Source organism: Myxacorys chilensis (assembly GCF_059505265.1).
Window position 1 is genome coordinate 49902 of the sequence record NZ_JCACKG010000211.1, and the last position, 19538, is coordinate 69439.

General features: G+C 48.3%; 17 protein-coding genes. 4 read left to right on the top strand and 13 right to left on the bottom strand.

Features of this window, described 5'->3' with window-relative positions:
- Positions 1 to 65: 65 nt before the first annotated feature.
- Positions 66 to 3575, bottom strand: coding sequence for a DNA polymerase III subunit alpha (locus AC5JLB_RS20955; protein WP_495875759.1), 3510 nt, complete (start codon positions 3573 to 3575; stop codon positions 66 to 68).
- A gap of 227 nt (positions 3576 to 3802) precedes the next feature.
- Between AC5JLB_RS20955 and AC5JLB_RS20960 the strand changes: the two genes are divergently transcribed.
- A complete protein-coding gene (locus AC5JLB_RS20960) occupies positions 3803 to 4078 on the top strand; it encodes a hypothetical protein (RefSeq protein ID WP_495875760.1) in 276 nt (91 codons plus the stop codon).
- Here AC5JLB_RS20960 and AC5JLB_RS20965 read toward each other — a convergent pair.
- The 4 genes from AC5JLB_RS20965 to AC5JLB_RS20980 are packed head-to-tail and all read right to left on the bottom strand — an operon-like array spanning position 4075 to position 8148.
- Entirely contained in the window at positions 4075 to 4641 is a 567-nt protein-coding gene (locus AC5JLB_RS20965) for a DUF2721 domain-containing protein (protein WP_495875761.1), read from the bottom strand. The genes AC5JLB_RS20960 and AC5JLB_RS20965 overlap by 4 nt on opposite strands.
- A gap of 59 nt (positions 4642 to 4700) precedes the next feature.
- Positions 4701 to 6320, bottom strand: coding sequence for a uroporphyrinogen-III C-methyltransferase (cobA, locus tag AC5JLB_RS20970; RefSeq protein ID WP_495875762.1), 1620 nt, complete (start codon positions 6318 to 6320; stop codon positions 4701 to 4703).
- A 30-nt stretch (positions 6321 to 6350) separates the two neighbouring features.
- Entirely contained in the window at positions 6351 to 7274 is a 924-nt protein-coding gene (locus tag AC5JLB_RS20975; protein WP_495875763.1) for a homogentisate phytyltransferase, read from the bottom strand.
- 37 nt (positions 7275 to 7311) lie between these two features.
- Positions 7312 to 8148 (bottom strand): methyltransferase domain-containing protein, encoded by an 837-nt coding sequence (locus AC5JLB_RS20980; RefSeq protein ID WP_495875764.1) that lies wholly within the window; start codon positions 8146 to 8148, stop codon positions 7312 to 7314.
- A 698-nt stretch (positions 8149 to 8846) separates the two neighbouring features.
- On the opposite strand from AC5JLB_RS20980, the gene AC5JLB_RS20985 reads away from it, so the two are divergent.
- Complete coding sequence (locus AC5JLB_RS20985) at positions 8847 to 9125, top strand: Mo-dependent nitrogenase C-terminal domain-containing protein (protein ID WP_495693771.1); 279 nt, start codon at positions 8847 to 8849, stop codon at positions 9123 to 9125.
- Between the two features lies 1 nt (position 9126).
- On the opposite strand, the gene cobW is transcribed toward AC5JLB_RS20985, so the two are convergent.
- The 6 genes from cobW to AC5JLB_RS21015 form a co-directional block, all read right to left on the bottom strand.
- Positions 9127 to 10197: a cobalamin biosynthesis protein CobW gene (gene cobW / locus AC5JLB_RS20990; RefSeq protein WP_495875765.1), complete on the bottom strand. Its 1071-nt coding sequence runs from the start codon at positions 10195 to 10197 to the stop codon at positions 9127 to 9129.
- Positions 10198 to 10585: 388 nt separating this feature from the next.
- Entirely contained in the window at positions 10586 to 11347 is a 762-nt protein-coding gene (locus AC5JLB_RS20995; protein ID WP_495875766.1) for a metallophosphoesterase family protein, read from the bottom strand.
- A gap of 172 nt (positions 11348 to 11519) precedes the next feature.
- On the bottom strand, positions 11520 to 12266 hold the full coding sequence (locus tag AC5JLB_RS21000) for a DUF1995 family protein (RefSeq protein WP_495875767.1): 747 nt from the start codon (positions 12264 to 12266) through the stop codon (positions 11520 to 11522).
- An 88-nt stretch (positions 12267 to 12354) separates the two neighbouring features.
- Positions 12355 to 13245 carry a 2-hydroxy-3-oxopropionate reductase gene (locus AC5JLB_RS21005; RefSeq protein WP_495875768.1) on the bottom strand — a complete coding sequence of 297 codons (891 nt, stop codon included), beginning with the start codon at positions 13243 to 13245 and terminating at the stop codon, positions 12355 to 12357.
- 26 nt (positions 13246 to 13271) lie between these two features.
- Entirely contained in the window at positions 13272 to 14597 is a 1326-nt protein-coding gene (locus AC5JLB_RS21010; protein ID WP_495875769.1) for a four-carbon acid sugar kinase family protein, read from the bottom strand.
- A gap of 119 nt (positions 14598 to 14716) precedes the next feature.
- Positions 14717 to 15154 carry a hypothetical protein gene (locus AC5JLB_RS21015; protein WP_495875770.1) on the bottom strand — a complete coding sequence of 146 codons (438 nt, stop codon included), beginning with the start codon at positions 15152 to 15154 and terminating at the stop codon, positions 14717 to 14719.
- Positions 15155 to 15446: 292 nt separating this feature from the next.
- Here AC5JLB_RS21015 and AC5JLB_RS21020 point away from each other — a divergent pair, with 292 nt between their 5' ends.
- Positions 15447 to 15881, top strand: coding sequence for a pentapeptide repeat-containing protein (locus AC5JLB_RS21020; protein WP_495875771.1), 435 nt, complete (start codon positions 15447 to 15449; stop codon positions 15879 to 15881).
- 394 nt (positions 15882 to 16275) lie between these two features.
- On the opposite strand, the gene AC5JLB_RS21025 is transcribed toward AC5JLB_RS21020, so the two are convergent.
- Together AC5JLB_RS21025 and AC5JLB_RS21030 are read right to left on the bottom strand one after the other, a co-directional pair.
- Complete coding sequence (locus AC5JLB_RS21025; protein ID WP_495875772.1) at positions 16276 to 17325, bottom strand: AI-2E family transporter; 1050 nt, start codon at positions 17323 to 17325, stop codon at positions 16276 to 16278.
- 22 nt (positions 17326 to 17347) lie between these two features.
- A complete protein-coding gene (locus tag AC5JLB_RS21030) occupies positions 17348 to 18313 on the bottom strand; it encodes a glycosyltransferase family 9 protein (protein ID WP_495875773.1) in 966 nt (321 codons plus the stop codon).
- A gap of 162 nt (positions 18314 to 18475) precedes the next feature.
- Between AC5JLB_RS21030 and ispD the strand changes: the two genes are divergently transcribed.
- Positions 18476 to 19159 carry a 2-C-methyl-D-erythritol 4-phosphate cytidylyltransferase gene (gene ispD, locus AC5JLB_RS21035; RefSeq protein ID WP_495875774.1) on the top strand — a complete coding sequence of 228 codons (684 nt, stop codon included), beginning with the start codon at positions 18476 to 18478 and terminating at the stop codon, positions 19157 to 19159.
- The last annotated feature ends 379 nt before the right edge of the window (positions 19160 to 19538 follow it).

Consider the following 19538-nt stretch of genomic DNA (forward strand, 5'->3'; position numbering starts at 1 on the left):
TTTTGCAACCGTCTTTCGCCCTCACCCTAAATCCCTCTCCCGCAGAAGAGGGACTTCTAAGCCTGTCACCCTGCCACAAGTGACGATATGCTCGCTCTAAAGCCTGCTTTCTCTAACGCCATCACCGTCGCTTGCTCGTCTTGAACTCGGAACTGAGAGCCGAACCGCACCACATGACGCCGAGCCTTTGCTCCCACGATCGCAACCACAGCAACCTTGGCCCGATCGCCTTCACCGTGATATTGCCGCAACAACGTTCTCAGCCGATGTTGTTCCGAAGCATCAGTCGCGATTCGGGGTTCAAGTTCGAGCATGACCATCCGCACGGTTTCAATGAGTTCCGCATCTTCTACAATGAACTGCGTCTGATCGTCCCGCCTGTCAATCTTGCCCCACAGCATCAGTCGTGCATCGGGAATAATATGCTGCTGAATCCGCTCAAAAGATTTAGGAAAGACGACCGCTTCAGAACTGCCTGTAAGGTCCTCGATCGTTAAAATTGCCATGCGATCGCCCTTTTTCGTCGTCACCGCTTTGATATTAGTGACAAGCGCGATCGCGCTGACGGTCGATCCCTCTTTGCACTCTTTCAAATCTCCTAAATTAATTGGAGCCAGCATCTTTGCTGTTTCTCGCAGATGTTTGAGCGGGTGATCCGAAATATAAAATCCTAGTACTTCTTTTTCGAGCCGCAGCTTTTCTTGCTGAGGATAATCGGCGACAGGCGGCGCTTTTGGTGCAAGTTCGTAGCTCGATTGCGGCGTGCTGCCACCGCCTAACAGATCAAATAGGCTACCCTGACCACTGGCGCGATCGCGGGCACGAGACTGCGACCAGTCGAGCAAGAGTTCGAGGTCTTGGATCATTTGATGGCGATTGTTGGAAAGCTGATCGAAGGCTCCGCAGTGAATCAATGATTCTAAGGCACGACGGTTTGCGGTTCGGGGATCAAGGCGATCGCACAAGTCCGCCAATGACTTAAACGCCCCTTTCTCTCGTCTCGCCTCCAAAATCGCTTCGATCACGCCCATCCCCACATGCCGCACTGCCGATAAACCGAAGAGAATTTGATCGCCAATGGGAGTAAAGTCCACGCCAGAACGGTTAATATCCGGCGGTTGAATCTGGACACCTAGACTGAGACACGTGCCAATGTATCTCTGCACCTTGTCTTGATCGCCACTGTTAATGGTCAGTAGCGCTGCCATGTATTCAGTGCGATAGTTCGCTTTGAGGTAAGCCGTTTGATAGGTGACATACCCATAAGCCGTGGAGTGGGATTTGTTGAAACAGTACTCGGCGAACAGCACCATCTGATCAAACAGTTCGCCAGCGACTTTAGGCGGAATCTTATTTTTGATTGCCCCCTCAACAAACATCGCTTGATGTTTCTCCATCTCAGATTTTTTCTTCTTCCCCATTGCCCGGCGCAGCAAATCCGCCTGACCAAGAGAATAGCCCGCCATATCCTGAGCAATTTTCATGATTTGCTCTTGATAGACCATGATTCCATAGGTCTCTTTTAAAATCGGCTTCAGAATGTCATCGGCATAATCAATTCGTTCGCGCCCGTGCTTACGGTTGATGAATCTGGGAATGAGTCCTGCATCTAGTGGGCCGGGGCGATAAAGCGCCAGAATAGAAGAAATATCTTCAATTCCAGATGGTTTCAGATCGCGAACGACTTGCCGCATTCCAGAAGATTCAAGCTGGAAGATGCCTTCAAGTTCACCTCTGCCCAAAAGTTTATACACTTCTGGATCGTCGAGCGACAACTCATCAATGTCTAATTTGAAATTACGGCTTTGCTGAATCAGTTCAACCGTTTTTTGAATCATCGTCAGATTTTTGAGTCCCAAAAAGTCCATCTTGAGTAGACCCAACGACTCAATATCTTCCATAAAGTATTGCGTGAACACTGCACCATCGGCGTTGCGCTGGAGTGGCACAATTTCATCGAGCGGATCGGCTGAAATCACTACACCCGCCGCATGAATGCCGACGCTTTTGTTGGTTCCTTCGATCCGAATGGCTGTGTCGATCCAATCCCGATAGGTGACAGAAGAGTTAGGCACGATCGCACCACTCTCGTATTTCTCTCTAAACTCTGGTGCTGGCGTTTTGTCGGAGATCATCACCTTCAGTTTGGTCGGCTTGCCGCGCACAGTAGGGATCATCTTCGTCATGCGATCGCTCTCACCATACGGCACGTTCAGCACTCGCGCGACATCTTTTAGCACCGCTTTAGATGCCATCCGGTTGTAGGTGATAATCTGGGCAACGCGCTCTGTGCCGTATTTTTCAGTGACGTATTTGATCACTTCATCGCGCCTATCGATACAGAAGTCAGTATCTACGTCAGGCATGGATTTCCGTTCAGGATTGAGAAATCGCTCGAACAGTAAGCCATGATGAACCGGATCAATATTGGTAATGCCAAGCGCGTAAGCAACAAGCGATCCGGCAGCCGAACCGCGTCCAGGGCCAACCGGAATTCCATTGTCTCTGGCGTATTTGATGTAATCCCAAACGACTAAGAAATACGTTGAGAATCCCATCTGCTGAAGCATGTTCAGTTCATAGACAAAGCGTTCTTGATAAACGGCACTAATTTGATCGCGAGACGTTACTTTCTGACGTTGTAATAACCCCTCCCAGGCCACCTTTTCCATGTAGGTATCTGGCGTAAACCCGTCAGGAACCGTGTAGTTAGGCAGGCGGGGTTCACCCATAATCTGGTATTCCTCGACTTTGCCCGCCACCTCTAACGTGGTTGCGATCGCAGCATCGACAATATCTTGCGTCAGATGATCGCGAAACAGCATCCGCATCTCATCTGCCGATTTCAAATACTCGGTTCCTGTGTAGCGCAGCCGTTTTTCTTCTGAAATCAGCTTCCCGGTTTGAATACACAACAGGGCATCATGCGCTTCCACATCAAAACAGGAAATATAGTGAGAATCGTTCGTAGCAATGATTTTAATATCAAGTTCGCGAGCAATTTTAATAATTTCAGGATTCACGATGCGTTCTTCGTGTAGCCCGTGATCTTGAATTTCTAAATAATAATCGTCACCAAAAACTTCTTTGTATTCCCTTGCCACTCGACGCGCAATTTCAGGTTTACCTTGCAAAATCGCCTGCGGAACTTCGCCTCCCAAACAGGCGCTCGTGACGATCAATCCCTCGTGATATTGCTTCAGAAGATCTTTGTTCACGCAAGGGCGCGAGAAAATTCCTTTGCCTTGAACGCCTTGCAGATTAGAAATCGTCGTCAGTTTGACCAGATTTTTGTAGCCGATCGTATTTTTTGCTAGAACAACTTGGTGATAGCGGGGACGGCGTTCTTGCTTGGTGATGTCGCCGTTGATGATGTACATCTCATTGCCAATGATCGGTTTGAGCTTGCCTTGAGTCACCTTGAGCAGCTCGATCGCGCCATACATCACACCGTGGTCAGTCAGCGCGATCGCGGGCATTCCCAACTCAACCGCTCGCTCGACCAGTTCTGGAAGCTGACTAGCGCCATCCAGCAAACTATAGTCACTGTGAATATGCAAACCGACAAACGACATAATCACTCAACCCACGCGAAGGAATGAGTCTAAGCGTAACCGATCATTCGCGCTATATCTACAAAATTTTCTAAACTCGTACCCTATATGTGGCGTTTACTCCCAAATGGGGACAAACGCACGACCCGTGATCGTTGTATAGTATTAATGTATCAAACTTTCTTATAGGTTTGCTGGCGTCCCTTCCGGTTTAGGCTAGTGAAGAGAGACGTTAGGAGATCGCCGCCATGCCGCTGATTGAGGTAATGCAAGATGTGTTTAATCGCCCCCCCGTTCCGTTTAACCCGGCAAACCAGACGCTGAAAGGATGGGTGCTGTTTTGTCTTAGAGATCGAGGATTCGTAGTAAATCCATCTCAGAAGGGAGATTTTTCGATCACTACGAGGGGCGAAAAATATTCCTTTAAAATTAGCGAGAGCGCCGACAACCTTGACCCATCAATGGGTTGGGTCGTTGTCGATCGCTCTGGTCAAACCGCGACAGTCATTGCGCCCCAAGCTTAACTCGCCTTGACGTTCCGATGGGGCTTCAAAGGCGTTACTCGCCGCCCCCGAAATTTTCTAATCTCTGCTTTGCCTTGCGTCAGCGTATCGCGCATGTCTTGCCACAACGGATTCTCCGACTTGTGCAGGTCGAACACAACCAATGCCAAACTCACCAAAAGCATCACGACGCCAACGATAAAGAGCGTCATTGATCCTGAAACCAGCCATTCTGCGCCAATCAGACTCCGAATTGACAGCGAGAACACACTCACCGCAAACACGATTAGAGCGTAATAGATCCCTAAAATGCTGGCACGAGAGGTTTTCACCTGGTTTTGAAGATGGCGCAATCGCTTCTTTAGAAATAGCAGGCGGTTCGTTTGTAATGCTCCGCCAGACGCGCTGCGCGGAAGATTGATTCGGTGCAAGATTTGAAAATACTCGATGCTGGTCGCTTGCAAACGGTTCTCTAACACGCTACGACGCAGCAACAAACCGCTTAATACAAAGGCACACGCCAACACCATGAGTACTGAATTGAGAACTAGCTGGATTAATTGGGTCGTTTGCTCTACACTCATGCCGCTCCTCTTTCCCATTCGGTAACTTTGAGGATAACATGGTTTTTAGTACACGAGTACTAAACTTGAGCATCACTATTGAGCCAAGCCGCGATCGCGCTGAGCAACCCTTCTAACGTATATTCCTGTGCCTCAATATCAATGCGACCCAGTAGTGCTTTAGAAGTCTTTGAGGTTTGCGGTCCGATCGATGCCAATCCAACATTTTCTAAGTAAGTATTCCACCCTCCACCTAATGAGCGATCAAGCAATTCGCAGAAATGTTTAACGGTTTTAGAACTAGCAAACGTGATGATATCAACTTTGCGGTTTTTCAGCGCTGCGATCGCGTGGGGATCAGCCTCTTGCGGGCAGGCAGACTGATAGGCGGCAACTTCTGTAATCTCCGCCCCCCGCGCTTTGAATTCTTTCACCAGCGTCTCTCGCCCGCCAGTCTCGACTCTCGGAAACAGCAGCTTTTTGCCCTCTACCGATTCTGGAAAATTAACAATCATGGCATCCGCAATGAAATCAGGCGGCACAAAATCGGGCTGCATGCCTCGCTGCTTTAGCTTGAATGCCGTTTTTTCTCCTACTACTGCAATTTTAATGTTGGTTAACGCTCCCACATCTTGAAGCTGAGAGCCTAAGCGATCGAAGAAATACTCCACTGCATTGGTCGACGTTAAAATCAGCCAATCGAAGTCGTTGAGATGAGCGATCGCATCGTCTATTTCTTCCCAGCTAGAAGGAGGGACAATTTCGAGCGTCGGCATTTCTATCACCGTAGCGCCTTGCTGTTCGAGCAGGCGGCTGAAGTGCCCAGACTGTCCTGCGGCACGCGTCACGAGAATCGTTTTACCAGAGAGCGTTGTAGACACGGATGGTTCAGGATCTAATTGAGGTTGAGATGAGATGAATGTAGCGTCGGAGGCAGAAGATGGAGTTGGCTCCAGTTCTGAATTCCTGATTTTATGAGGTTGGGTGAGGAAGGGGCGTAACCCAACGACTTCACCAATTACGATCACACACGGCGAGAGACTTTGGGGAGTGACATGTGACAGAATTTCCGTTAAATTACTGATCCAAATTTCTTGATTTGGGTGTGCTGCCCAGCGAATGATCGCGATCGCGGTGTCTGGCGATTTGCCGTGTTGTTGCAGTTGTTCGACGATCAGCGGCAAATGTTTGCCGCCCATTAGCACGACTACAGTGTCGAGTTGGGCTAATGCTTGCCAGTTGACCCGCTCTGGTTCGTGAGCAGTAATCACAGCAAATCCCCGGCTCAATACGGGATCGGTGAGAGGAATATCAGCCAGCAACGGAGCAGCGAGGGCTGAAGAAATGCCGGGGATCACTTCGTAGTTACACTCAGCGGCTCTCAGGGCTTGAATCTCCGATGTCGTTCGTCCAAAGATAAACGGATCGCCACTTTTCAAGCGCACCACTAATTTACCTTGCTGGCCGTGTTCTACTAAAAGCTGATCGATCTCGCCCTGCTTCATGCTGGGCTGTCCGCCCCGTTTACCGACATTCAGCTTGAGGCAGTCTTCTGGCACAAGATCTAGAAACTCAGCATCAACTAGCGCATCATACACCAGCACTTCTGCTTGCTGCAGAAGCTGATATGCCCGAACAGTGAGGTTTCCAATGTCCCCCGGACCCGAACCCACCAAATAGACCTTTCCGATTGAATCCATGCTGCCATCCGACAGACTACGGACTACAGCCTATCGCAATAAACACGCGGCTGGAAAAATCAGGTATTCCAAGAAGAACAATTTCCACACAAATTGATAGAACTGAGCGACTTCTCCCTTATCTTGCAGATCTAGTTTTTGACTCCGCCACCATAGCAAACCTAAGCCCAATAAATGAGTCAGAATTAAGAATGGTAGATTGACACCCGATAGAAAGGGCGAGACGGCAATCACACCCAAGTAACAAGCACTCACGACTTGTCGCGCCAGATTAAACACGGGTCGCTGTCCGAGCCTGAGGGTAAAGGTGCTGATGTTGTATTGTCGATCGCCATCGGCATCGGGAATATCTTTAAGAATCGCGATCGCAAAGGTAAACACCAAAACAAATGCCGTCAATGCCCAAACCTTGGCTGGAATCGGGAAGCCTCGATTAAAGTGCAAGAATAATCCTAAATTGACGATCGCACCCCGAACGCTGAAGATGCAGAGAGACGCCCAAAACGGAAACCGCTTCAGTCGGATCGGGGGCAACGAATATGCTGTTCCGATCGCGAGACTCAATCCCACCATCGCAAATAGGTAGAAACTTCCAGAGGCGGCAAGTGCGATCGCTAGAATTCCAGTTGTGCCGACGATCGCTCGACCTTGCCAAATCGAAAATTCTCCAGACGCGAGAGGCAAGTGAGGCTTGTTGATCCGGTCGATGCCGATGTCTTCGAGTTGATTTAATCCAACGATGTAAACGTTACCGCACAGACAGGCAAGCAATGGGATGAAAACAGAAATGGGATGGAAGGACTGATCCCCCAGAGAATTTCCTAGAGAGATCAGATACATCCCCAACACGCTCAGCGTCGTTCCAATGATGGTGTGAGGGCGGGAGAATTTCCAGAAGGCGTAGAGCCACGGCGCATATTTCTGAAGGGGATTGACTGATGAAATTTGGCTCATTTATATAAAACTCTCAATAACCCTACCTAGAATCGCATTACTTCTGTCCGCAAAGTAAGCCAAACTTAATCAATCCACGCTGGTAGCCTCGCTGCATCAGTCCTAGTGATAACGCGGCTTGTATTGTGGTCCACCCAGAGCGAATCAAACCTACGATCGCATCCCAATTAAACGCTGAGTCAATCACTATATCCCAGAAGGGTGCTACCGCCGTTGACCAATCTTCGGTACGCAGAGATTGAAATCCAATTTCCCGCGCGATCTGTTCATACTCAGGCAACGAAATGACGTGAGGCAGACAGTAAACTCGATAAATGTCTTCTAGGTGGCTCTTTTCATCAGGTGTGAGCGGCGTTTGGGATGTTGCTCGATGACACCACGTTGCCATGATGAATGTTCCACCTGGCTTTAAAACTCGGTAGCACTCCTGCAAGAACTTTGCTTTATCTGGCATGTGCTCTCCGCTCTCAAGCGACCAAACCAAATCAAACGAGTTCTCTGCAAAGGGCATGTTCAACGCATCTGCTACTTGAAAATGAGCCGTGATTCCTGCCGCTTGAGCGCGATCGCGGGCGCGATTGGCTTGCACAGGGCTGAGTGTGATCCCGGTTGCCGTTGCGCCAAACTTTTCGGCTAAATAGAGAGAGCTTCCGCCAATTCCGCAGCCTACGTCTAAAATGTCTGAGGCGTGAGTCACAGTTGCCCACGTCAAAAGTTCTTCAATCAGGTCAATCTGTGCCTGTCGCCGTTCTTTCTTCAGTTGCCCATTTGCTCCGTAGTAGCCGTGGTGCATATGTTCGCCCCAAATCTGCTCCCACAAACCTGACGAAGCATCGTAGAACTGCTGAATTTGCTGATGAAGCGTTGATGTCATACCTGATTCCGAAAAACAGCCATTTGCAAATGTACCGTACTAGCGATTCGCGAAGTCTCATTCCTACTGCTGATTCTCTACAGATAGAAACTTATGGTCAAGTGGGACCGTCTTAATTGAAGTAAACTAATTCCTGATAGTCAAAACTTGAATTTTAGATAGAAAATTCTGTAGTTTTAGCTACAAGAAACTTAGAAATTGTGTAAGAAATTGTTTGCTCTGCCCAACGGTTAATATCTGGAGAAGTAGCTTTAGCAAACAGTAAAGAAAAAACTCCCCTTGTGGATACTGTGTATTTTTACTGGGGATCTTTATTAATGTAATTAGAGACCACAAAAAGCCGCAATTCACATATTTCTCTTAGCTTCTCGCTTCAAGGTCACTCTGGAAATCTGCATAAGCTGAAACTTCTATACGTATGAAGAAGTAAGAATTGAGAAAGGGAGATTATTGGTTTGGCTATGACACTTTCAGACTGTCCTAATTAAACCTTCAGCTTCATCAAAGCTTAAACAAAATCAATTGATTTCTCCTTTCAATATTTACGGAATTGCCAGTTTAAATGGGTATCTTGTAGTGAGAAAAGCATTCTACAGATCAGACCAAACCCACTTTGGAATCACCTTAAAATGCCGTCTTCACTACGCGAAAAGGAAAGCCATTCGGCTGAATCTGAACTAATTTTTGGAGCTACTTCTATGCAAGCCTATTCCCTACAACAAAAACCTGGTTTCGACCCCTTAAAACCCATTCGTCAGTGGCTTGATTCGATTGAGATTCGCGATCGCAAGGTTGCTCACACTCTCTGTAAGCTGATTCCCGCCCAATGCCCGTTCGAGCGCGACATCACCATGTTTGGACGCGCGATCGCGCATATTCCGCCGATGTGCAAGATCAACCCTCTCTATGAACAGTTTGTCGGGCTGCGGTTCCGCTCTCTCTGCTATCTCGTGGATGAGTGCGGAGAAACAATTTAAATTAGAGTTCTGCAAGTTCGACCAGACGAGACGATAACTCGGTAGTATTCAGATCTCGTCCGATGAAAACCAATCGTGTTTGTCGAGGTTCATCCGCTCGCCAAGGACGATCGTAGAATTGCTCAAATCGCGCCCCAACGCCCTGAATCACGAGTCGCATCGATTTATTCGGAACCACTACAAACCCTTTAATTCGGTAAATCTCCTGTTCTTGCACCAGTTTTTCAAGCTGCGCTTTTAGTTTATCTGGGTTGAAAGCGCGATCGACAACGATATGAGTCGATTGAATTTCGTCATCGTGATCATGCTCCTCTTCAGCATCATGATGACTCGGACGGCTTTCCAAATCATCTTCTACCGCTGCATTGAAGCCCAGCAGCAAGCTGGGATCAAGCTGACTTTCTCCTTCGCGCCCATTCGAGACAATTTTGACGGCTCTAGGAAGTTCTTGCTCAACGAGTTCTCGCACCTGAGTTTGGACTTGGGGATCAACCAAATCCGTCTTGTTCAAAATCACTAAATCGGCACACGCAAGCTGGTCTTCAAACAGTTCCGAGAGCGGCGTCTCGTGATCAAGATTGGGGTCAGCTTGACGTTGCGCCGCGATCGCGTCTAGATCGTTCGCTAAGGTTCCTGATGAAACTGCTTCGCAATCGACAACGGTAATCACACCATCCACCGTGGCGGCATTGCGGATCTCATGCCACCGAAACGCTTTAATCAATGGTTTGGGTAAGGCGAGACCAGAGGTTTCAACCAGAATGCAATCTAAGCGATCGCGCCGCTTCAGCAACTCCAGCATCGTTGGCAAAAATTCTTCTTGCACCGTGCAGCAGAGACACCCATTCGTCAGTTCAACAATGTTAGATTCAGGAATGTTAGATTCAGTCGCATCCTCTGGACACACTTCACAAGATTTGAGCAATTCTCCATCAATGCCCAACTCGCCAAATTCATTCACCAGGACTGCAATCCGTCTTCCACCATTGTTTTGCAGCAAGTGACGAATTAACGTTGTTTTTCCGCTTCCAAGAAAACCTGTAATTACCGTAACGGGAATCTTTGCAGCCATACTATTTTGTTGAAGGTTGTTGTTTGAACTGAAGAAATGACTTTAATTCTGGGCATCGGCTGCATCAAGATGCTGCTTAGGCCGTAGCCATTTCAGATTTAACATCTGGCAATCCTGGTTGAAAGCGCAATACCATGATTTGTTAGGGACGCAACTCGATAGATTTGTGAATGCGTCCCTAACAAAGGATAGCAGGTCGCTAATCTTGGAATTTTTGTAATGCAGCCTAATCCGGATATGTGCATGAACACAAGAAACTGCATATTCAGATCTTCGAGAAATCGGAGTTCTGAATATGCAGCACGGGGGAGCAATTTATTCTGCCTCGCTACCTAAGTGGTGAAACTTAGGCAGCAAAGACTGTGGCAGCGAAGACTGTTCACCAAAGTCACTTCCGCAGAGACAGCGCATGACGACGACCCAAGCGCTTAGTATCAATTTCAGTAATTGCTTCCTCTAAGAAGAGCGTTCTAACAGCGCTGGTATAGACATTTGCTTGATAAACCTTGCCATTAGTTATGTCCAAACCAGTCAACCAACCGCTTTTAGGGTGGTATGCACCTGTATCAATGCCAAGCCAACCCTGCCCCCTCACGATCGCGCCCGGTGTTACGCCTGGAAAGGTGAACGTGATCGTATGCCCAGTAATAATTAGTTTGTTGTGAAAATAGGGCTGAGCAATGCTGTGAAATTCGTCTCGAATCCAGCAAAATTCTTGATGGCTTTGACGAGACAGAGGTCTATCTGGATGCACTCCTGCATGCACAAGCCAAATGTCTCCTAGATCGAGATGAGTTGGCAACGTGCGCATCCAATCGATGTGGTCAAGCAAAATGCCTGTATCACCATAGCTGGCGATCGTGGAGCGCCCACCGCTCTGTAACCATGCCTGCAATGCAGGGGGAAAGACCTGTCCATCAGGAAACGCTTCGAGCAAGAGATACTCGTGATTGCCCATCAAGGATTGGTATGGGCTATTCTTCACGAATTCAACTACTTGAGCGCTTTGAGGGCCGCGATCGATTAAATCACCCAAGAAATAAACTTGGTCATCTGTGTCAGGTGCGATCGCGTTGAGCAATGTCATTAGCCCCTCATAGTGCCCATGTACATCACCAATTACAATACGACGGGGGACAGAATTGCTCATGCGATCGCGGTTCTCCAAACATTGCAACAGAGGCTTTTATGCTACACCCACTTCTCGTACTGGCTCTCAAACTGAAGTAGTACGGAGGTGTAGTGATTGCGATAATTATGCCCTTTGTACCCCGAGAATACGTAAACGACATGGGGAAATTCACTAGATCCCCGTGAAAACTTTATCTACCTAAAGCCCGTAAAAACTGCTGTAAGCCAGCCAATAGTCCTGGCTTGGGCTGCTGATCCCCTAGAACTGAAGCAAAAATCTCATCGAGCCTCTCAGAATCGGGTTTTTCTGATTCTTCAGCAATGAGTTGATAGACGCCATCATCGGCTGCGTACCAAACTTGCCAGGGTGACGGATAGCACCGCATTAGCGCAGAATTATCGTCTAGGGGACGCAGGTAATAACATGGCTCAATCGTGTCTAAAAAGCGCTCTCGAATCTGCCGCCCGGCGTAGCCAATACCAACGATCGCTACATCTTCTAATCGAGGATTGAGCAAAATGATGGGGCGATCGCCCGCGATCTCCGAAATTTGTTCAACCGGACTGACTTCAACTGAGGTGGGTGAGACAAAAATGAGGAGCGTATTGTCAGGACTGACCTGCTCTTCGGCTAGGGTCGTTTGCCGCGTACCCGCGACATCTAAACTACCGATTTGAAAGGGCGTATCGCCCCAATTTCGTTTGGCAAGTGCTGCCGTTCCTGCATCGGTAAAAAAAACTTTCAGCCCTGCTCCCCGGTCCCCAAACGCCTCTAGAAATTTTTCGGCAACAGGCATGGATTTGAGTTCTGGAAAGATGAGTTCGACCTGCATTCGGGTGTAGCCTGCTTGAATGGCGGCTTGAATGGCAGCTTGAGCTTGAGCGATCGCGTCATCTAACGTAGTCGGCAATTCAAAAGCAGTCGGCAATTCAGACATAATTTAGCGATTGGGAGTTCAGCGATTCAAACAGAGTCACGACACGGCCTAAACAGCGCGGTTCAAAAATTCTGCACTCTAGAAGATCCTATCGCTTATCGGACTCAAGACCGCCTAGCATCTCATACAAGCTCACCAAGGCAGCGTTATCGAATCCACCCATTCCTTGGGCAATCAACGAGTCCATCAAACTCGTGACTTGGCTACTTCCTAACAGTGGAAGGCCAACCTCGCGCCCGGTCTGCAAGACGATGTTCATATCTTTACGGTGCAGATCGAGCTTGAATCCAGGTTCAAACCGACCTTCTAACATGCGATCGCCGTGAACTTCTAGCACTCGGCTTTGAGCAAATCCGCCGAGCAGTGCCTCTCGCACTTTCGCCCCATCTACGCCAGACTTTTTCGCCAAGGTTAGCGCTTCTGCCACGGCTTGAACGGTAAGAGCAACCACAATTTGGTTACACGCTTTAGTGACTTGTCCGGCTCCAGCGGCTCCAATATGAACGATATTTTTGCCCATCGCTTGTAAGAGGGGCAAAGCCCGCTCAAATGCCGACTCATCACCCCCGACCATAATCGAGAGCGTTCCTTGCTGCGCTCCAATGTCTCCTCCTGAAACCGGAGCATCCAGAGCTTGAACTCCTTTTTCGCTCAATGCGTTGTAGAGTTTTCGAGATGTAGCAGGCGCGATCGTAGACATGTCGATCAGCATCATGCCGGGTCTCACCCCTTCTATGACACCATCGCTGCCCAACACAACCGCTTCTACGTCGGGCGAATCGGGGAGACAGGTGATCACCACATCAACTTGTTCGGCAACGTGTTTGGGAGAAGTTGCCGGAATTGCGCCGCCAGAGGCTAAGGCTGTGATCGCGCCCTGACTACGATTAAAAATCACAACTGAGTAGCCCGCTCTGAGTAGATTTTGGGTCATGGGTTTGCCCATGATGCCGAGTCCGATAAAGCCAATGCGTTCCATAGAAGCAGGGTGGGGATGATGGGAAATTAGGTGGAACTCTTGAGACGCTGGTAGACCGTAGCTAAAGCCGTTGCGTCACCAACATTACCAGGGAATAAGACAACCGGCAGGTTGGGGAATTGGGGATGCTCAGAAGGCGTTTTGACCATTGACACTCCAGCGAGGACTTGTCCTAAAAGACCTGCGGTTCGGAGAGCTAAGCCTTGGCTCAGCGTGTCGTTGGAGGTAATGCCTCCTTTGCTGATCAAAAATCCGATGTCTGACGGAAGCTGGCGCAGAATATCCATTAATAAAGTAGAAACAGCTTCTCCAAACTCCAAGCGGGTTTGGGCGTCGTCGAAAGTAAGTTCTTGGCGGCTTGTGAAAATGACAGGCGTTTTGCCTGAAGTGTGAATTTGATCAGCCGTTTGCGTAATTTCGGCCAAGAGTGCAGCGCGGGAAGAAGCAGATTTGTCAAGCAGTCGAGAAACATCAATTTCGATGCCAACAGTTCCGGGCGCTTCTAATAATTTTGCAAGTTGTTCGGTCGTCTTCTTGACGTGAGAACCGACGATCACAGCTCCCGGTTTGCCGCCGCGAACATATTGCGCCATCGCTTCAGGCGCGATCGGTTGCTGACCCAAATTTGCCAACGAAGTCAGCAAGCTTGCCGCGCTGCGAAATAGAAACCGCTTTCTTTGAGATGCCGTTGCCAAAATATCAGCCGCAAAACGATCGAGGTCAGCCTGGGTTTCTGCATCCACGACGCAACACTGATTGTCGTGGAGGTGGGTTAGGCGCTCTTGTACTCCCGATCGAATCTCCGCTAACAAAAACCGATCAACTTGATCCGCTGGAATTCTTCCCTTCGTTTTTTCTTGGACGTAATCGGGCAAATAACTGTAGCTGTAGCCAAACACTGAATCCCGCGCAAACTCAGTTTCGTGAACGGGCGTATCTACCCCGTCAACCTTTAGATAATGCACACTGTCGCGGGTCGTGCGTCCGCCTTCAAAAAAGGCAGGAACTAAGAAATGAGCATCAAAGCCACCCAGTTCTTGAGCGATGACGTCAGTCTCAATCGGGTAGTGACCCCTAAGCGTCGAATCGGAGCGACTGACCACGAGAAAATCTTGAATGTTTTCAGCGGCGATCGCCTGCTTCAGATTTTGGCAAACCTCTTGCGTCACACTGGCCGCTTTTTCTGGAGAGAGCGATCGCGTGTTGGTTAGGACGAAAAAAATAGGCGCGTCGTCTGCAAGTCCTATCCGTAAGGTCTCAACATCCCATTGCATTAACAGCAGACAGCTATGCACCGTTTGAGATCCGGTGGGATCGTCATCTAAAACAATAATTTTGGGACGAGTATTCATGGATGAAGATGGGAAAGGGAGACAGCGAAACGGGATCTAGAGGGGTTCGCGAACCCCTTCAGAGCTTGGTAAAGCAGTCGCGCTTTTCTCATCTTCTAGCAAGACGTTACGAGAGTCGATTACTTTTTGATATCTCGCGCCATCTTACGGAACGTGTCCATACTGCTGTCCGGTCGACGACGCGGTGTGGCTGTAGGATTTGCCGTTGAATTTGACCCGCTTTGCGACGTTCCAGAGGAGCGCTCGGAGTCAGATTCAGCCATAGAGGTCAATGCTTCTGAAAGCTTTCCGCCTACAACTCTGCTTAGGGCAGAAATCTCCTGGACTAGCTCTAGATCTTCAGGTTGACCTGCCGTTTTCGGAAAGGTACGTCTCACTTTCTTGACTGCCTTCATATAAGCAGCATCGCCCATAGAACTAGATTCGCTTTCGTCTAGAAAGTATGCCAGTGATACCTTTTCTTGCTTTGAAAGACGCTGTATTGACTTGGCTTCAATCTTCTCTTCACCAGCGGGTTGCGGTTTCTTGCTAAACAGCCCTCGAATAAATCCAGTCATACTCTTATTAACCTGCACAAAATGCATTAGATCGCTTTATGTTAAATTTTATCAAATTAATGAAAGCCTGAATAGCTCAACAATCACCTTTTTGGGATGAAAAGGGAAGTTCTTGAAATGTGATGAAGTTTCTCAAGCAAGTGTAAGAGCAGTCTAATGATTGTATAAATCCTACCCATCGGAGGACACAAGACCAAATTTTCTTTAGTAATCTGGAATCAATTAAACGCAGTTTGTAGACCTATATAGCTTCGGTATTGTTCCAAGATTTATTGAGAGGAGTATAGTAATAATGAAAAACTTAGTACCTGTCGCCGCCTTCGCTGCGATCTCAATCGCGTTACCTGCTCAAGCCTCAAATCCCCAACATGTTCAGCGGCTCCTCCAAACTGGGGAATGTGTAAGTTGTAACCTAGAAGGTGCAGATTTGAGCGGTGCGCATTTAATAGGGGCTGATCTACGAAATGCCAACCTGCAAGGTGCGAAGCTAATTGAGACCAACCTTGAGGGCGCTGATTTGACGGGCGCAAACCTAAAAAATGCGAATCTGACGAGTGCATTCGTGACGAATGCAATTTTGAATGACTCAAATATGATGAACGTCAATCTTTCTAGCGTTCAAATGTATAACGCTCAGACGTTTGGTGCAAATTTAGAGGGTGTCAACATTCAAAATGCAGAAGTGTATAACAGTGGAATTGGTGTAGGTGGCGGAGAAGAGAGATAGAGACCTTGGTACATAGGTTGAATCTGGTAGCTGTGAGTAGGGTTACTTTGTGTTACCCCCGAGAAGTTAGATTAGCAATGGATTTCTTAAGAGGCATGGTGGATGAGAATCTATCTCATCCACCATGCCTGCTAGCGTTGCTACATAACTTGCTGCCAACGAGGGATCTCTGCTCAATTTCAAAAGCGGTCTAATCGGAACTACTAATTAACGTGAATATCGCTTCATTAAGCATTTGAAAGTTAAATTTGTCAATTCGCATCTCATTGAGGCTTGTCTACCTCATACGCACTCAATAACCTATTGCTAAAAAAACTGAGTTCAACGTTAAGTCGATCCTTCAAAGCTTGCATCGCTACTTTGAACATTTAATTCTTGATAAACTTAATTCTCGCTAATCCCCTTGTGCTTCCTCAATCTCTAACAGACTGACAATTACTCCTGCGATCGGGATACCCAAGAAGATGCCCAGTAGCCCTGATACTCGCGTCCCAACCAGAAGCGCAAAAAACACCACCACCGGATTTAGATGAACCGTACTTTGCATCACACGCGGTGAAACAAAATTGTCTTGCAGTTGTTGCAGAACCACGCAAACGGCTAATACCTTGAGCGCCGTGAGCCAACCGCTCTGAACCAGGATAATCAAGCAAACAAAGCTCACTCCTAAGGTCGCGCCAATGCCAGGAATTAAGTCAAAAACGCCAACTGTGACAGCGAGCAAAAATGAAAATGGGACTTGAAACAGCGCAAAGGCGAGAAATGTAGCAACGCTCAGCAGAAACGAGATCAGCAGTTGACCTCGAAGAAAACCGACAAAATTTCTTTGCACCGCGCGCGAAAACCGACTTCGATTTTGGGCGGGAACTAACTTTAGTACGAGTTGCCAAAGCTTTGGGCCGTCAATCAGCATGAAAAAGGCAACGACTAGAACAATGATAAAGGTGACATAGTTCTGTAAAAGAATGGGCAGAGAACCGACGGCCCAATTTAGTCCAAACACAAATGCATCGCGAATCTGAGCCTCGATCGCATCTAGATTGAGAGGAATATTTCGTGCTGCCAACTCACTCCGCAACTGATCGAGTGGGTTATTTGCGGCGTTGAGAGACTCTAGTAGCAAGGTGGCTAATTGTTGAACTTGGTTGGTCAGCGTCAGCCCGATCGCAATGACTAAAACAATAATTGTGATCAGGCTCAATGTGATGACAAGACCAAGTGCAAGGCTTCGTCCAACAAATCGCTCTAAATAGCGCATCGGATAATTAAGCAGCAGTGCCAGAACTGCTGAAAACGTAAACACAAAGATTACGTACTCAAAATATTGAAACAGCGCAACAAATGCCCAACCTGACGCAAAGAACAGCAGGAAGCGAACTAATGCATTGGTGCTGATTTGGCTCCAAAGCGGTTGATGTTTGGATTGCTCTGGCACTTCATCCATAATGACTGTCGCTAATTAAAAACTAGCTGCCCCACACCCGATCGAGAACCATAGTCGGCGTGATATCTGCTATTGCGCCCGTTGGAGATTTGATACTTGAAACCCGCTCACTCTTAGGCAGCAGTTTATCAGGATCAGTTGCTCCAAACAACGCCAGCGTGAACGTTTGAGCCGCGATCGCTAAATGCATTGGGCCGCTATCGGTACATAGCATCAAACTGGCTCCAGCAATCATTGCTACCAGTTGCCCAATATTATCTGGAGCCGTTACTTTCACCGTGGGATAGGCTTTTACTAACTCCACCACAAATTCTTCGTCTTCGGGTCCTTTGACAATGACGATCGTTAAGTCAGGCTGACGTTGCTGAAAATCTTGTACTATCTTTTGCCAACTGGTGACAGGATAGATTTTATCAATTCCTTTGAGGCGAGATAGCTCACTGGCACCCCCGTGTATTAGCACATAGCCGCCACCTTGAATGCCTAAGCGCTTGCGTTCTGCATCCGCCCACTCTAGATCTTTAGTCGGAACGCTGACCGCGAGTTCGGGCGTCGGGGTGACGATATCTAAGCCCTTGAGTAAGTCATGATACATATCCGCCGCATACTGCTCTTGGTGCAGACGAACTGTGCGGGTGAGCAGAGCCTCCGAAGCGGAGTTGCCTGCATAGCCGATGCGAGTTTTAATTCCGGCAAGCCACAGCAGAAACCCAATGCCCCATCGTTGACCGAGAGAAAGAGCAATATCGTATTCGCGATCGCGAATCACTCCCAGTAAGTTTCCCCAGTCAGCCAAGCTGTTGCTGCCCTTAAAGTCAAATAGAATCGTCTCGTTTACTGTTTTTGAGACGCGGTAAGCTCCCTTCGCTCTCGGTTCTACCACAACATCGATTTGAGCGTCTGGATAGTGCCGCTTCAAATCATCCAACGTGGGAAAAAAAAGGATCTGATCGCCAATTCCACCCGGTACAAGAGCAAGAATTCTCATAACTATTTTATTTACGCTTCTTTACGCTTACCCGCTCCTTATTGTAGGAGAAGAATTACCGCGCCAACTCACCAAAAGGTGAATGATTCCGTTTATGTTGGATTGAGTCGCGATCAGCGGCTAGTGTTTGGAGCTATTGTCTAGAGCAGGTGAGGAAAAACCGTGTACTTATTGATTCCCGCAGCCGGATCAGGGCGTCGGATGGGCAGCCATCGTAATAAACTCCTGCTCGATTTGCTTGGAAAACCGTTGATTGCCTGGACTCTTTTAGCCGCAGAAGCTTCCCAAAGGGTGGATTGGATCGGCATTATTGGGCAACCAGAGGATCGGGACGAATTTAGAGCGATCGCAACTTTGCTCCATCTGTCGAAACCCGTTCAGTTTATTCAAGGGGGAACCACGCGGCAGGAATCAGTCTATAACGGTTTACAAGGCTTACCCAGTCACGCAGAACACGTTTTAATCCACGATGGGGCACGATGTTTAGCAACGCCTGACTTATTTGATCGCTGTTCTGAGGCGCTTCTGACCTGTGACGGTCTGATTGCCGCGATTCCTGTAAAGGACACAATCAAGGTTGTCGATTCTACAGGCGCGATCGCGCATACGCCAGATCGCTCACAGCTTTGGGCAGCCCAAACGCCGCAAGGATTTTCTGTGCCATTGTTGATAGAGTGCCACGAGAAAGGAAAGCAGAACGGCTGGGAAGTGACAGACGATGCAGCCCTATTTGAGCAGTGCGGACTGGCGGTACAAATTGTCGAAGGCGAGGAAACGAATTTGAAAGTGACGACTCCGGTTGATCTGGCGATCGCAGCGTTTATCGTGCGGCAGCGACAGCCCTAAAGCGTTGTTTAGCTTCTACATTCATTGCTAATATCTGAGCGTATTGCTCCATGTCGTGGTCGGTGATGCAATCGAGTTCGGGTCTGAGAAAGTCTTCGATCCCGCCCTGAACTTCTTCAAGAAACTTTTCTCAGTAGCGATGATCGGTGCGAAGCTGTCCGGTTGCATCAAAGTAGATTAATTTTCCGACGTGGTGAGGCAGGGCTGTTTCATTGTCAGCGTAGAAAAGCTAGACTCAGCGGTGTCGTGACTCGGCTTCAACTGCCATGAGCTTGATTGATCATCTGCAACACATCCCGGAGTTTCGTGCCACCCGTGGAATGACATGAGCTATGGCTGGTTTTGCTGCCCATTATCTTGGGTGCAATGCTGGGGTATT

Coding starts and splice junctions, on each gene's coding strand:
- AC5JLB_RS20955 (WP_495875759.1), bottom strand. CDS start 3,575: ATGTCGTTTGTCGGTTTGCATATTCACAGTGACTATAGTTTGCTGGAT.
- AC5JLB_RS20960 (WP_495875760.1), top strand. CDS start 3,803: ATGCCGCTGATTGAGGTAATGCAAGATGTGTTTAATCGCCCCCCCGTT.
- AC5JLB_RS20965 (WP_495875761.1), bottom strand. CDS start 4,641: ATGAGTGTAGAGCAAACGACCCAATTAATCCAGCTAGTTCTCAATTCA.
- cobA (WP_495875762.1), bottom strand. CDS start 6,320: ATGGATTCAATCGGAAAGGTCTATTTGGTGGGTTCGGGTCCGGGGGAC.
- AC5JLB_RS20975 (WP_495875763.1), bottom strand. CDS start 7,274: ATGAGCCAAATTTCATCAGTCAATCCCCTTCAGAAATATGCGCCGTGG.
- AC5JLB_RS20980 (WP_495875764.1), bottom strand. CDS start 8,148: ATGACATCAACGCTTCATCAGCAAATTCAGCAGTTCTACGATGCTTCG.
- AC5JLB_RS20985 (WP_495693771.1), top strand. CDS start 8,847: ATGCAAGCCTATTCCCTACAACAAAAACCTGGTTTCGACCCCTTAAAA.
- cobW (WP_495875765.1), bottom strand. CDS start 10,197: ATGGCTGCAAAGATTCCCGTTACGGTAATTACAGGTTTTCTTGGAAGC.
- AC5JLB_RS20995 (WP_495875766.1), bottom strand. CDS start 11,347: ATGAGCAATTCTGTCCCCCGTCGTATTGTAATTGGTGATGTACATGGG.
- AC5JLB_RS21000 (WP_495875767.1), bottom strand. CDS start 12,266: ATGTCTGAATTGCCGACTGCTTTTGAATTGCCGACTACGTTAGATGAC.
- AC5JLB_RS21005 (WP_495875768.1), bottom strand. CDS start 13,245: ATGGAACGCATTGGCTTTATCGGACTCGGCATCATGGGCAAACCCATG.
- AC5JLB_RS21010 (WP_495875769.1), bottom strand. CDS start 14,597: ATGAATACTCGTCCCAAAATTATTGTTTTAGATGACGATCCCACCGGA.
- AC5JLB_RS21015 (WP_495875770.1), bottom strand. CDS start 15,154: ATGACTGGATTTATTCGAGGGCTGTTTAGCAAGAAACCGCAACCCGCT.
- AC5JLB_RS21020 (WP_495875771.1), top strand. CDS start 15,447: ATGAAAAACTTAGTACCTGTCGCCGCCTTCGCTGCGATCTCAATCGCG.
- AC5JLB_RS21025 (WP_495875772.1), bottom strand. CDS start 17,325: ATGGATGAAGTGCCAGAGCAATCCAAACATCAACCGCTTTGGAGCCAA.
- AC5JLB_RS21030 (WP_495875773.1), bottom strand. CDS start 18,313: ATGAGAATTCTTGCTCTTGTACCGGGTGGAATTGGCGATCAGATCCTT.